The 12,812-nt window shown below is 53.8% G+C and carries 11 protein-coding genes; 8 read left to right on the top strand and 3 right to left on the bottom strand.

Annotation, left to right across the window (positions count from 1 at the left end; all coding sequences use genetic code 11):
• The first annotated feature begins 196 nt into the window (after positions 1-196).
• Positions 197-877, top strand: coding sequence for a (d)CMP kinase (locus tag JW953_05845; protein ID MBN1992205.1), 681 nt, complete (start codon positions 197-199; stop codon positions 875-877).
• Between the two features lie 7 nt (positions 878-884).
• Here JW953_05845 and JW953_05840 read toward each other — a convergent pair whose 3' ends face one another.
• The gene (locus tag JW953_05840) at positions 885-2,150 is read right to left on the bottom strand and encodes a helix-turn-helix domain-containing protein (protein ID MBN1992204.1); all 1,266 of its coding nucleotides are present in this window, start codon (positions 2,148-2,150) and stop codon (positions 885-887) included.
• A 463-nt stretch (positions 2,151-2,613) separates the two neighbouring features.
• Here JW953_05840 and JW953_05835 point away from each other — a divergent pair, with 463 nt between their 5' ends.
• From JW953_05835 to JW953_05820, 4 genes are all read left to right on the top strand, one after another.
• Positions 2,614-2,847 carry a hypothetical protein gene (locus JW953_05835; GenBank protein ID MBN1992203.1) on the top strand — a complete coding sequence of 78 codons (234 nt, stop codon included), beginning with the start codon at positions 2,614-2,616 and terminating at the stop codon, positions 2,845-2,847.
• A gap of 6 nt (positions 2,848-2,853) precedes the next feature.
• On the top strand, positions 2,854-4,695 hold the full coding sequence (gene glmS / locus JW953_05830) for a glutamine--fructose-6-phosphate transaminase (isomerizing) (GenBank protein MBN1992202.1): 1,842 nt from the start codon (positions 2,854-2,856) through the stop codon (positions 4,693-4,695).
• A gap of 188 nt (positions 4,696-4,883) precedes the next feature.
• Complete coding sequence (locus JW953_05825) at positions 4,884-5,597, top strand: pentapeptide repeat-containing protein (GenBank protein ID MBN1992201.1); 714 nt, start codon at positions 4,884-4,886, stop codon at positions 5,595-5,597.
• Positions 5,594-6,328 carry an rRNA pseudouridine synthase gene (locus tag JW953_05820; protein ID MBN1992200.1) on the top strand — a complete coding sequence of 245 codons (735 nt, stop codon included), beginning with the start codon at positions 5,594-5,596 and terminating at the stop codon, positions 6,326-6,328. Before JW953_05825 ends, JW953_05820 begins: the two co-directional genes overlap by 4 nt.
• Before the next feature lie 90 nt (positions 6,329-6,418).
• Here the strand turns inward: JW953_05820 and JW953_05815 are convergent, their stop codons facing one another.
• Entirely contained in the window at positions 6,419-7,744 is a 1,326-nt protein-coding gene (locus JW953_05815) for a S41 family peptidase (protein MBN1992199.1), read from the bottom strand.
• A gap of 372 nt (positions 7,745-8,116) precedes the next feature.
• Between JW953_05815 and JW953_05810 the strand changes: the two genes are divergently transcribed.
• The 3 genes from JW953_05810 to JW953_05800 all read left to right on the top strand — a co-directional run bounded on the left by JW953_05810 (position 8,117) and on the right by JW953_05800 (position 11,418).
• Positions 8,117-9,397 carry a DegT/DnrJ/EryC1/StrS family aminotransferase gene (locus tag JW953_05810; protein ID MBN1992198.1) on the top strand — a complete coding sequence of 427 codons (1,281 nt, stop codon included), beginning with the start codon at positions 8,117-8,119 and terminating at the stop codon, positions 9,395-9,397.
• A 76-nt stretch (positions 9,398-9,473) separates the two neighbouring features.
• Entirely contained in the window at positions 9,474-10,268 is a 795-nt protein-coding gene (locus JW953_05805) for a class I SAM-dependent methyltransferase (GenBank protein ID MBN1992197.1), read from the top strand.
• Positions 10,255-11,418 carry a flippase-like domain-containing protein gene (locus tag JW953_05800; GenBank protein MBN1992196.1) on the top strand — a complete coding sequence of 388 codons (1,164 nt, stop codon included), beginning with the start codon at positions 10,255-10,257 and terminating at the stop codon, positions 11,416-11,418. The genes JW953_05805 and JW953_05800 overlap by 14 nt, the downstream gene beginning before the upstream one ends.
• A gap of 34 nt (positions 11,419-11,452) precedes the next feature.
• On the opposite strand, the gene JW953_05795 is transcribed toward JW953_05800, so the two are convergent.
• Positions 11,453-12,607: a hypothetical protein gene (locus JW953_05795; protein MBN1992195.1), complete on the bottom strand. Its 1,155-nt coding sequence runs from the start codon at positions 12,605-12,607 to the stop codon at positions 11,453-11,455.
• Positions 12,608-12,812 lie beyond the last annotated feature (205 nt).

Genomic DNA, 12,812 nt, shown 5'->3' with positions numbered 1-12,812 from the left:
AAAGAAATGGTCAGCATGGCCGGAACTTGTATAATCTGGCCCTTTTCGGCCCCACTACCACCGGCGGGGCAGATATTTTATAATCTAACGCCTTTAGTCACAAATAGTTGCCGCTATGATCATTTCCCATTCAGTTTGCTATTTGACTCGGCGGCGAGTAGAATTGGGCAAAATTAAGGTGTAGAAAGTGTGATGTATAGTGATCATTGCCATAGATGGCGCCGCCGCCTCCGGTAAAAGTACCGTCGCCGCCCGCCTGGCCCAGGCGTTGGGCTATTTATATTTTGACACCGGCGTGATGTATCGCGCGGTAACGTGGGCCACCCTGCACCGTAACCTGGCCGTGGAAAACGTGAAACAGGTTTCACAACTGGCCGAAACGCTAATTATTGACGTAAAACCAGACGGCCCGGACGACGGTCGCCAATACACTGTTTTGGCCGACGGCCAGGATGTAACCTGGGCCATCCGCAGCCCGGAAGTAGAAAAATTTGTTTCCCGCGTCTCCTCCTACCCGCGCGTGCGCCGGGCCTTAACAGACCAACAACGCCGTATTGCCGCAGGCGGCGCTATAGTGATGGTGGGGCGAGACATTGGCACGGTTGTTTTGCCCAAGGCCGACCTGAAAATATTTTTGCGCGCCTCTGTCGAGGAGCGCGCGCGCCGCCGTTATAAAGACAGTTTGGCCCAGGGCCAAAATCCCAATTTTGACGAAATTCTGGCCGCTATCAAAAAACGGGACCGGCAGGACCGGGAAAATCCGGTCTCGCCCCTGGCGCCGGCTGACGATGCGATTATTGTGGATACCGATAATTTGAGCATCCAGGAAGTGGTGGAGCAATTAAAACACTTGGCCCGGCAAACCGCCAAAAATTAGGGGCCGGTTAGGCTTTGGCCGCCAACAGGGCCTGGGCCAGTTTGTCGTCAATAATCAACACGTTGGCATACCCGGCTTTTATGGCGGCCAGGGCAATGGCCAATTTCTCCCGGCGCGAGGCAATGGCGATAACGGGTATGCCCAACTGCACCATATCGTGTAAGTCTTGTAATTCAATAGAACAAATAAGATTACTGATTTCGGGAACCACCGGCCGGCCGGTTTGGTCAACCAGGTGATAGAGAATGTCGCCCACAGCGCCCCTGTCGCGCATAAGCTCCAGGCCCGGCGTCAGCGTGTCCACCAGGTCGCCGAGCAGGTCAATGGGCGAGCGCCGGCGGCCCACAATACCCAGGCCCATAAAAGCAATGTCTACACTTTTGGCTTTGGCCAGGATGCGCAAGGTAGGCGCAAACTGCCGGATATTTTCGGCGTCCTGCCAATCCAGCGGGCTGGCGTACTGCAAAGTGTATCCCTGCACATTGTACCCCTCGTGGCGATACGCCAGCGCCCCTACCAGGCTGTTTGCGTCAATACCAACGGCTTCAATCACCGGGCTAATGGCCAGCGGATAGACCTCAATAGAGCGACACTCGCCGCGCCGGAGGGAGTAGACCATGCGGCTAACAGAGTAACCGCCGGCCAGGCCCACTTTCATTCCTTCAAAAACGTGAGTATTAAAATAAGCTCGCGCCGCTTCGCCCAACAGCACATTTCTGATAAAGTACGGCGCTTCCTCCAGCACCGGCACCACAATCACCTCGCGCAGCCGGAAAGCGCGTTGCAGTTGTTGAGCCAGGTCACTCTCTTGGGGTAAACGGTCAATACTGATCAGGTCCGTATAAAAAACGTCACGCAGGTAACGTTCCAGTTCGGCGCGGGCGTGAATTTTGAGCGATGCGCCAATGGTTTGCAAACTGGCCCTGGCCAGAAGACGCTGCCAAATCTCTATGCCCAAACGCTCGCCCTCGCTCTGCACTTTCCGGCGCAACGACCATATTTCATCGGCCTGGACCGGGATGAATTCCGCGCCGGTTGGGGTATTGGTCGTATAGCCCAACAAAAAATCAATGCTCACCTCAAAATAACCGGCAATTTGAGGCAGTAAGTTAATATCGGGCCGGGTGCGCCCCGACTCCCAACTGGCGTAAGCGCCGGGCGTAACGTTCAATTTTTCGGCCACTTCTCGCTGGGGAATCTTGCGCCGTTCCAGTTTTTGCGCTTTAGCCGCGCGCAGTTGTTTGAGGCGCAGGCCAAACTCATTGGTATGCATCCGTCTCGTTCCTCCATATATACCCATAAAGTTCAACAATAAGTAAGCAAGTATACTAAATACACAATTATTAATCCAAAAAAGTTATTCAGGGTAAATTTGTTTTCTTTTAGTATTTATTTTTACAACAAAGAGTCATCAAAATCTATTGACTGATGTGTATTTTTGAGATATTATACTTACAAATAATACAAAAAGCAACGAGGCACCATGGGTGCATCCCAAGATTTTGGCGGTAAGGACAGGACAATATCCTGTCCTTACCCCATGACTAAAAAATTGGGACAGACCCCCGCCCACATCCAACCGTCAGGAGGCAGACTATATGAAAAAAAGTTAAATAATTGAACCGGGGATAATCAGCGCCAGACCCAACTTTAAACAGGATGAAGGCAAAGTTCGTTTCTGAACAAAGTTCAGAGATAGCCCTCATCTTTTCTGGAGCCGGGTGACGAGGTGCAGGTTGATCGAAATTATCGGCGGGTACCTGCCGGGTAGCCACACCCCGATTTATCCCCTCTTTTCTCTTGCTGAGAAAAATCACAAACCTTTCCGCAAAACCGGCAAGCAATTGCTGGGACAAAAGAAAGGCAGTGGCCCTTCAGTAGAAGGGCAGTGGCCCTTCCAAAAGCACAAACAAGGAACCTATCCTATTATCATTTTTCAACACAAGTACCCACAGCGTGGAAAGGAGTAAATAACTATGTGTGGCATTGTTGGCTGTGTAGGCACACCCGAAGCCGCAACAATCATCCTTGAAGGTTTAAAAAAATTGGAATATCGCGGTTACGACTCCGCCGGCATTGCCGCGGTGGATGGCGACCTGGATATTCGCCGGGCTGAAGGCAAGCTGATTAATCTGGAGCAAAAATTACAAGCTGCCCCGCTGACCGGCCATGTAGGCATTGGCCATACCCGCTGGGCCACGCACGGCCCCCCTGTTGAGCGCAATGCTCATCCTCACGTTGACGAGGCCCGGGCCATAGCCGTGGTACAAAACGGCATTGTGGAAAATTTTATTGAATTGCGGGCCAAATTGATTGCCGAGGGCCATGAATTCAAATCCGACACCGATACCGAAGTGATCACTCACCTGGTTGACAAATTCATGGCCGCAGGCCATAGCCTGGTGGAAGCCTGCCGGCAGGCCTTTCTTAAGCTTGAGGGAGCGCACGCCATTGCCGTTATCAGCAAAGGTGAACCGGATAAAATTGTCACCGCCCGCTTAGGCAACGCCGGGGGGGTGATTGTGGGTTTGGGCCAGGGCAAAAATTACCTGGCCTCCGACATCCCGGCCATTTTGGAGCACACGCAACAGGTTGTTTTTTTAGAAGACGGCGAAATGGCCGTTATCACCGCCGCCGAAGTCACCTATCAAACCCTGGCCGGCGACCCGGTGCTCAAAAGACCACGCTTCATTTCCTGGGACCCGGTCAGCGCGGCCAAAGGGCAATATCGCCACTTTATGCAAAAAGAGATCTACGAGCAGCCGCAGTCTATCCAAAGCACCATTCGCGGGCGGGTTGATTTTACCACCGGCCAAATCAATTTTGAGGAATTGAAGTTGACCCCGGCTGAAGCCGCCGAGATCAAGCGGATCATCATTGTGGCCTGCGGCACCTCTTATCACGCCGGGCTGGTGGGCAAATTTATCATCGAACAACTGGCCCGGATCAATGTTTCTGTGGATTACGCCTCCGAGTTCCGGTATCGAGACCCGTTGATTGACGATAAAACCGTGATCCTCTCCATTACCCAATCCGGCGAAACCGTGGATACGCTGGCCGCAATGGAGGAAGGCCGGGAGAAAGGGGCCAAACTTTGGAGCATTGTCAACGTGATGGGCAGCATGGCCCACCGCATCAGCGACGGGGCCATTTTGATGAAAGCCGGGCCGGAGATTGGGGTAGCCAGCACCAAAGCTTTCACCACTACCCTGACCGACCTGTTTATGCTGGGCATATATTTGGGCCAATTGCGCGGCCTGCTTTCCCATGAAGCCAGTTATCGCCTGGCTTCAGAACTGGCCCACCTCCCGGAACTGGCCGGTCAGGTTTTGGCCGAAGGCTACAATGATTACGAAAAACTGGCCAACCTGTATCACAAACACGCCAATTATCTTTTTCTGGGGCGTGGTTTTAACTTCCCTATTGCTTTAGAAGGCGCGCTCAAACTCAAAGAAATCAGCTATATTCACGCCGAAGGTTACCCGGCCGGCGAGATGAAACATGGCCCCATTGCCCTGATTGACGACAACATGCCCGTTGTCTGCATTGCCACCCAGGATCATGTGTACGATAAAATGATCAGCCAGATCGAGCAGGTTCGCGCTCGCAACGGCATTGTGATCTCCCTGATCAATGAGGGGGATGAAGAGGTAGCCAGCAAATCGAATCATGTGCTGACCATTCCCCAGGCGCATCCGCTGATCACGCCTATCATTTCGGTGATCCCGCTGCAATTGCTGGCCTACCACACCGCCGTCTGGCGCGGCGCCGACGTGGACCAGCCGCGCAATTTGGCTAAAAGTGTAACTGTGGAATAGAGGTTCAGCCCAAAAAGTTTCACCTCAATAAAAAAACTGCAACCATTCCTTCCCCTGCCGTGCTACAAGCAAAATAACGGCAGGGGATCATTTTATTTCAAGGGCAAATTGTTTAGCCCCAAATTCTATGCTATAGTAATCTTATCAACAGGACGTTTCCGCAATGAAAGCGGGGAAGGAACCGTACTATGAACAAATTGACCCAGGCGCAGATGGCGCAGATGGTAAAATCTGCTCGCCAGAGAAGTGAAAAGCCGTATTTAAGCGGAGCGTCCTTAAGGGGGGCCGATTTGAGGGGTATAGTTTTGAGCCAGGCCGACCTGAGCGGAGCCGATTTGAGTGAAGCCAACCTGAGGGGAATAGACTTGAGCCGGGCCATTCTACATGAGGCCGACTTAAGGGACGCTGACTTGAGGGGAGCCAGTTTGAAGGAAACTGTCCTCAGTTGGGCCAGGCTCAACAATGCCGACTTGAGCGAAGCCAGCCTATGGCAAGCCGACCTGTCCGAAGCCGATTTGACGGAAGCCAATCTATACCAGGCGGTTCTACTTAACGCCAACTTAAGCCGGGCCAAAATGAGACGGGCCAACCTGGCCGGGGCCGACCTGGGCCAGAGCAACCTGAGCCTGGCCAATCTCAGCCAGGTTAATTTTAGCGGGGCCAATCTCAGAGGGGCCGACCTGTCCGAAGCCGATTTGAGCCAGGCCATGCTGTTTGGGGCCGATTTGAGCCACACCAACCTGTTTGGGGCCAACTTGAGCGGGGCCAACCTGAGGGGGGTCAATTTGAACGAAGCCAAACTGTTTGGCGTTAAGCTAAAGGCAACCAATTTGAGCGGGGCCATTATGCCTGATGGTAAAAAGTACGGCCTATTCAACCGGGCCGAAAAATATATCCGGTGAGCACCCAAGAACGCTTACAAAAAATTTTGGCTCATGCGGGCGTAGCTTCACGGCGAGCCTGTGAGGAGTTAATCAGACAGGGCCGGATTTCGGTCAACGGCCAGACCGTGACCGAAGTGGGGGTAAAAGCCGACCCGCAGCGCGACGTTATCGCCGTGGACGGCCAGCCGCTGGGCAAACGGGTGGGGAAACAGGTCTACATTATCCTTAATAAACCCCGCCACGTTTTGAGCGCCGCCAGCGATGAACAGCGAGGGCGCAAAACAGTGCTTGACCTGGTTGACTCGCCGGAACGAATCTACCCGGTCGGCCGGCTTGACCTGCTCAGCGAAGGCTTGATTTTACTCACCAACGACGGCGACCTGACCCAAAAACTAACCCATCCCCGCTATCAAATTGAAAAAGAGTATCACGTCCTGGTCGGCGGCCATCCCGCCACTCAAACGCTCCTGCGCTGGCGACAGGGCGGCCTTGAGGTAGAAGGCAAGCCGGTAGGCGCAGCCATTGTGGAAATATTGAACCTGGAAGGTGAAGACACCTGGCTCAAAGTCATCCTCACCGAAGGGCGTAAACGGGAAATCCGGGCAGTGGCCCAAGCGTTGGGCCACCCGGTCAAAAAATTGATCCGGGTGCGTCTGGGGCCGCTCAAATTGGGCCACCTCAAGCCGGGCCAATGGCGGCATTTGAATCCCAGAGAAGTGGAACGGCTAAAAAAAGCAACCACCCGTTAACTCACAACCCATTATGCTCATCCCTAAGCACAAAAAGAGCCTGGACCATTATCCAGGCTCTCTTGGGATACAATTCAATCAATATAGAGTTCACTCAACCCCTACTCGCGCGGGTCGTAAGTAGTCGGGCAGGTAATGATCCAGCACAGTGCCGGGAGCGATACCGGTTTGAGGCAGGGCTTCCAACACTTCCAAGGCTTTAAGCAACTGCTTATCTTCACTATCCAATAACTCAGACACACTCATTTCTTTAAGCTCATAAGTGGAGAGCAGGTCACTGCCTACAGGTAACTCAACCACAATATCCGGCTCGATGCCCTGCTTGCGGATCAATCGCCCGTTGGGAGTCAACCATTGGCTGGTGCCCAGCAATAAAGCCGACCCGTCATCCAATTTGAAGGGACGCAAGACCGTGCCGGTGCCAAAGGTGGTTTCGCCCACCACCGTTCCGCGCTCATGATCCTGAATAGCCCCGGCAAAAATTTCGGCGGAACTGGCCGAACCCCGATTGATCAGCACCACAATGGGTATGTCCGGGGCAATGCCGCCCGGCTCAACGGGATAAGGCACGCGATTGCCCTCGGCATCTTCCTGTAACAGCACGTTGCCACCCTTTAAAAATTGACTGGTTACGATAACAGCCTGTTCCAATAGCCCCCCAGGATTATTACGAACATCCAGCACCAGGGCCGTCGCCCCGGCGGCTCTGGCCCCTTTTATGGCAGCCAACACGTCGTCATTCAAATTTGCGCTGAACTGGGCCAAACGGATCAAAGCCACCTCAGTGCCGGGGATCATTGTCCACGTGGCCGCGTCCAGTTCAATCTCGGCCCGGATAATGGCAATTTCCAGGCTTTCATTGGTATCAGGCCGGAAGAAGGTGATGACCACCTCTGTCCCTTCCTCACCCCGGATGAGATCTATGATCTCGTTGAGGGGCATGGTGGTCACGTCTTGCCCATCTACTTCCAGGATAATGTCACCCACCTTTACGCCGGCCCGGTCCGCCGGGGAGCCATCCAGGGGAGCAACAATCACGGGCAGGCCGTCTTCTATGCCCACCTGGGCCCCAATGCCGTAGAATTTACCCGAAATTTCGGTTTGCTGGCGCTCCACTTCTTCAGGCGTTAAAAAACGGGTGTGGCCTTCGTCGCCCAGGGCCGCGATCAGGCCGTTGATTGCGCCATAAGTAAGGCGAGTATTATCCAGGGCTTCCCGGTCAATAAAAAATTGATGCGCCAGGTCCCAAACCTGCCAGAATACGCCGAACTCAGCCGGTTGATCTTCGGCGTGAACCACGGCCGGATTAAAGAAGAAGTCCGACCGGCCCAAAACAACCCCTGCGCCAAAAGCGCCCGAGATAACAAAAAAAAGAACCCAAGCCATAACGACCATAGTCAACAATCGTTTCATCATACCCATAACTTATTACTCCGTTAAAAACTATCACAATCCTTGCCGCAAAAACGGGCTTGATCTTTATTATCTTACGATTCATTGGTTAACACAACCTGAAAAAGAAGGTTTCTACATTCAAAGTTGTTCCGGGGTTTCTTGTTCCCAAATCAGGCTTGGGCCAAACAAGTTTAGATGAGAACAAGAAAAGCTAGCGGTTGGTAGCCAGCGGGCAAAGTATAGGTTGCGCAACCGGCTGAAGTGACTATAATTCCATAGCCGCAGTTGACTCGGCAAAATAATAGCCTCATCAACATAATGTCAAAACGTGAAACGTAAGAATGGGTTTACGTTTCACGTTTTATGTTGCATAAAAAGGAGCCACTTTTGACCATGTTAGAACCATCAACCATTACCCCGCAAGATTTTGGCGAAGAGTTAGCCGCAATTATTCCCGGCCAGGACCCCAAATTGCAAGCCCCGGATCGCTCTGAATTGATTGACCGGGTGGATGCTTTAGGCAACCGGGCTTTTGTGCTGGCGGCGGAAGAATTGAGCGGCATCATTCCGGTGTGCGAACCGACGCTGGGCGGCAATGAAAAAAAATATGTTGCGGAATGTCTGGACACCAATTGGATTTCCTCAATTGGGGGCTTTATCCCCCGCTTTGAAGAAATGTTTGCGGCCGAATGTGGCTGCCAATACGGCATCGCTTGCGCCAACGGCACGGTCGCTTTGCATTTGGGGCTGGCCGCCCTGGGACTGGCGCCCGGCGATGAAGTGATCATTCCCGCCTTCACTATGATTGCCACCATCAATGCTGTCACTTATACCGGGGCCACCCCGGTGCTGATCGACTCCGAACTCCAGACCTGGAACATGGACGTTGACCAGGTGGCCGCCAAAATCACACCCAAAACTAAAGCCATTATGCCGGTTCATACCTACGGCCATCCGGTTGACATGGACCCCCTGATGGCCCTGGCCGACAAACATGGCCTTTTTGTGTTGGAAGATGCCGCCGAAGCCCACGGCGCAGAGTATAAAGGCCGGCGGGCCGGGGGCTTGGGACACGCCGCCGGTTTCAGCTTTTACGCCAACAAAATCATCACCACCGGCGAAGGCGGCATGATTACCACCAACAACGCTCACCTGGCCGACCTGACCCGCAATCTACGCGACCATGCTTTTTCTAAAGAACGTCATTTCTGGCACAAATACGTGGGCTTTAATTACCGGATGACCAATATGCAGGCGGCAGTTGGCGTGGCCCAAACCGAACGCTTAAATCACTTTGTGGAAAGTCGCCGCAGCCATGCAGCGTTATATACCAAACTCCTCAAAAAAATCCCCGGGATTGTCACGCCGCCCGAAGCAGAGTGGGCCAAAAATGTTTTCTGGATGTACTCCATCCTGGTGGAAGACGAGTTTGGCATGGATCGCAATCAACTCCGGGCTTATTTGGCCCGGCATGGCATTGAAACGCGTACCTTTTTTATTCCCATGCATTTGCAGCCTATCTATTATCAAAATTATAAGGGCCAACGTTTTCCGGTGGCCGAGAGGCTGTGTGAGCGCGGCTTTTATCTGCCCTCGGCCTCATCGTTGACCGCGCCGCAAATCGAGTATATTGCCGCCGTGATCGGTCGAGCCTATCAAGAGGTCGCCGGTTGATTGTTGTTCCCGGAAGGGCCGGCGCCGGGCCGCTTTACCGCAATCCCCATTTTTTAACCCCGCCGGAGAATGATTGATGCAACAGCCAGAATATGAGTGGATGTATCACTATGAAGATTGGCACTGGTGGTTTACCGGCCGGCGGCGGATGGCGCAAGCCCTGTTTGAACGCCACATTCCCGCCGCCTCAACGCAACTTATTCTTGACATTGGTTGCGGCACCGGCGGCAACCTGGAACTTTTGGCCCGGTGGGGCAGCGTTATCGGCCTGGACCTGAGTTCCCTGGCTCTGAACTTGGCCCGTCGCCGCCGCCCGTCATCTTGCCTGGTGCAAGGCTCCGGCTTAACGTTGCCCTATCCCAATCATACGTTTACCCTGGTTACGGCCTTTGATGTGTTGTATCATCGCTGGATCACGGACGACCATCAGGCGCTGGCCGAATGTTACCGCATTCTGCAACCGGGCGGTTGGCTTTTGCTCACCGACTCCGCCCTGCCCGGCCTGCACAGCGTTCACGACGAGATTTACTGCGCCCGGCAGCGATACACGCTGGCCGATATCCGCAAAAAATTGGCTAAGGCCGGTTTTCAGTTGCAAACATGTTCATACACCAATTCAATCCTGTTACCCGTTGTCACTATGGTGCGCCTGGCGGCGCGCCGGCTGCCGTCGCTGGGCCGGCTTGACTCCCGGCCCCTGCCGGCCTGGTTGAACCGGTGGTTGATTGGGGTGCAAACCCTGGAAGCAAAATGGCTACGCCAGGGCCGCACGCTGCCCCTGGGCAGCAGTCTCATCTGTTTGACGCAAAAGCCATTAGCGCAAAAAAACAAGGAAACGGTAAAACGGTCATACCATCATGAAACGAGCTAACTTAATTCGCGGCCTCATCATCCTGGCCATTGCCGCCTTTTTTGGTTATCGTTATGGGCAACTGGGCAGTGTGATTTATCCCGTCTACATTATTGTCTTTGCTGGAATCGGCCTCTTGAGTCTGGTTGACCGCCTGCCCCCCCGCTGGCAAAACATGATGCTCAATCTGGCCATCAGCTTCTTTTTTCTGGATTTTGTTTTTGCCGACATCAACCTGGTTGAAGTGGGCCAGGCCCTGGCCCAGGCCAATTACTGGATGCTGGTGCCCTCAACCATTTTTGTATACGTGCATCTTTATTTCCGCACCCTGCGGGCGCAATGGCTACTCAAGCCTATGGGCCATGCTCCCTTTTGGCCTACCTTTCGGGCGTTGGTGATTGGCATTACGGCCAATGTGGTGTTACCGGCCCGGGCCGGTGAGTTTTTACGGGCCTATGTGCAGGGCCGCTCCTGTGGTCTATCCAAAACAGGCGCGTTTGCCGCGCTGGTGGTGGAGCGAATTCTTGATGGCCTGACCGTCTTGTTGGTTTTGGTGGGGGTCATTGCTTTGGGGGTCCGCAATGAGGTTTTACAACAAGCAGGCATGGCCGGGGCGGTGCTTTACGTAGGCGCTTTGGCGGCCCTGGTTGTTTTTTTGCTCAAACGCCACTGGGCCGACACTTTGATTGCCAAACTTTTGCCCCAAAACCTGGCGCAATTGGCTCTAAAAATATTGGACGGTTTTACCGGCGGCCTGGCCATTCTCAAAAACCCTCCCCACCTGGCCATGGTTTTGTTGTGGAATGTTTTTACCTGGATACCCATCCCCCTGGCTTTCTGGTTTGCCCTCAAAGCCTTTGATTTTGGGGCGCCGCTGCCCTGGCAAACGTCGGTGTTGATGCTCCCGGCTATGGCCCTGGCCCTGACCATTCCCGGCGCGCCGGCCGGGGTAGGGCTGGTGCAATTTGCGGCCAAACTCACCCTAGATTCGACATTTGCCGGCCTGCCCGTGGCCCCCAATTTTGCCGAAACAGTAGCGGCCGCAACCATTATCCTGCACCTATCCCAATTCATCCCAGAAGTTATTGCCGGGGTGATCAGTTTTATGGTCGAAGGGCTATCCACCAAGGATATTGATGCCGGCCGCAGCATGGCCCCAACAAAATATTAAATCCCTACCGCCAAAATCTTGGGACGCACTCCCCTCAATTCCACCCAAACCTCAGCCAATCTCCCTGGTCAAACAAAACAAACACTTCATTGTTGAGTGGATTCAAAAGCATGACCCCTCCCTGGAAAAATTGCACGTGGGCAAAAGGAGGGTTGCCGCCGGATCCGGCTTCTCCAGTGCGGGGATTACCCAGGCGCGCGCGTAATTCGGGCCGCGCGCACCACAGCCAGCCAAACCCGCGGATTGGCCCCATCTCGCCATTACGCCGGGCCTCATCACAGGCATAAGCCTCATCCCCGGCCCACTCGTCAGGATAACGATTCCAGGTTGCGCCGCTTTTTAAATCGGCGGCGGGGGAGTCAATCACCCAAATATCGTCAGACCCATCAGGATTATCCCACCAGTACATCAGCCCTCTTTCAAAATATTGGCGGGCAAAGTTGCGGTCGGTCAGTTCCGGGCCGATGGGATAGCCCAGGCGGCTCTCACCCGCGCCTATTTTTTGCCAGATGTCCTTAAAACGGCCATCCGGTTCAAGCCCGGTTGCTTGAAAAGAGCCGGGGGTAGGGGTGGCGGTAGGGGTGAGAGTGATGGTTGGAGGCGGGGTATCTGTTGGCGTAGAGGTCTGCGGTGAGGGTGTGTTCGTCGCCGGCAAAAGGGTTGTCGCAGGAGCGCGAGCATCAACCAGAGGGGCGGGAGTATTGGTAGGCGTGTTTTCCGCAATTATTTCGCCGGTAGGGGTTGGCGGCTCCGCAACTGCCGCTTGAGCCGGGACAACTACGTCAACCACCAGCGGCTCCGATTGGCCGGCTACATTATCCGTATTGTAAGCCCGCGCCTGAAGCACATGGCTGCCGGGGATGAGGGGAGTCCACGGTTGGGCCACAATGTAAGGTTCGTTGGGTTGGGGTTGGGGATTGGCGTCAACCCAAGTTACCTGGTTATCAACCAACAACTCAACCCGGACAATGCCGGAAGTGGAGTCTATGGCGGTAGAGACCACCTTGAGTTCCTGGCCCGTTTCCAATTTCTGACCGGCAATGGGATTGGTGAGCGTAACCTGGGGCATCTGGCCGCCCCCTACGGAATCGTTACCCTTTCCCAAACGGGGTAGGGTACAGGCCGTACTCAGAATTAACACAACAAAAAGAACAATAACCTGTTGGCTAAAAAATTGTAACCGTGTCATTAACATCAACTCCTTGGGGAACTTGGGGTAACCACTCTGACTCTTAAATAGACTTTTCGACAGGATTTACCGGATTTACAGGATGAAAAATTCACCTAATCTTGCCCAATTTTTTTATAGTCAGCGCGTCAAAGCAAAGGGGGATACGCTACTGAGCAGGCCCATAAACCGCCCATTTACAACGATTCTTGCCAAAACAAATATT

This window comes from Anaerolineae bacterium (genome assembly GCA_016931895.1).
Taxonomy (GTDB): domain Bacteria; phylum Chloroflexota; class Anaerolineae; order 4572-78; family J111; genus JAFGNV01.
Note: the sequence above shows the minus strand (reverse complement) of the source record. Positions and strands in the feature narration are given on the sequence as shown.

Bases quoted from the DNA above. Each gene is read 5' to 3' on its own strand.
- JW953_05840 (MBN1992204.1), bottom strand. From the start codon at position 2,150: ATGCATACCAATGAGTTTGGCCTGCGCCTCAAACAACTGCGCGCGGCT.
- JW953_05805 (MBN1992197.1), top strand. From the start codon at position 9,474: ATGCAACAGCCAGAATATGAGTGGATGTATCACTATGAAGATTGGCAC.
- JW953_05810 (MBN1992198.1), top strand. From the start codon at position 8,117: ATGTTAGAACCATCAACCATTACCCCGCAAGATTTTGGCGAAGAGTTA.
- JW953_05800 (MBN1992196.1), top strand. From the start codon at position 10,255: ATGAAACGAGCTAACTTAATTCGCGGCCTCATCATCCTGGCCATTGCC.
- glmS (MBN1992202.1), top strand. From the start codon at position 2,854: ATGTGTGGCATTGTTGGCTGTGTAGGCACACCCGAAGCCGCAACAATC.
- JW953_05815 (MBN1992199.1), bottom strand. From the start codon at position 7,744: ATGATGAAACGATTGTTGACTATGGTCGTTATGGCTTGGGTTCTTTTT.
- JW953_05795 (MBN1992195.1), bottom strand. From the start codon at position 12,607: ATGACACGGTTACAATTTTTTAGCCAACAGGTTATTGTTCTTTTTGTT.
- JW953_05825 (MBN1992201.1), top strand. From the start codon at position 4,884: ATGAACAAATTGACCCAGGCGCAGATGGCGCAGATGGTAAAATCTGCT.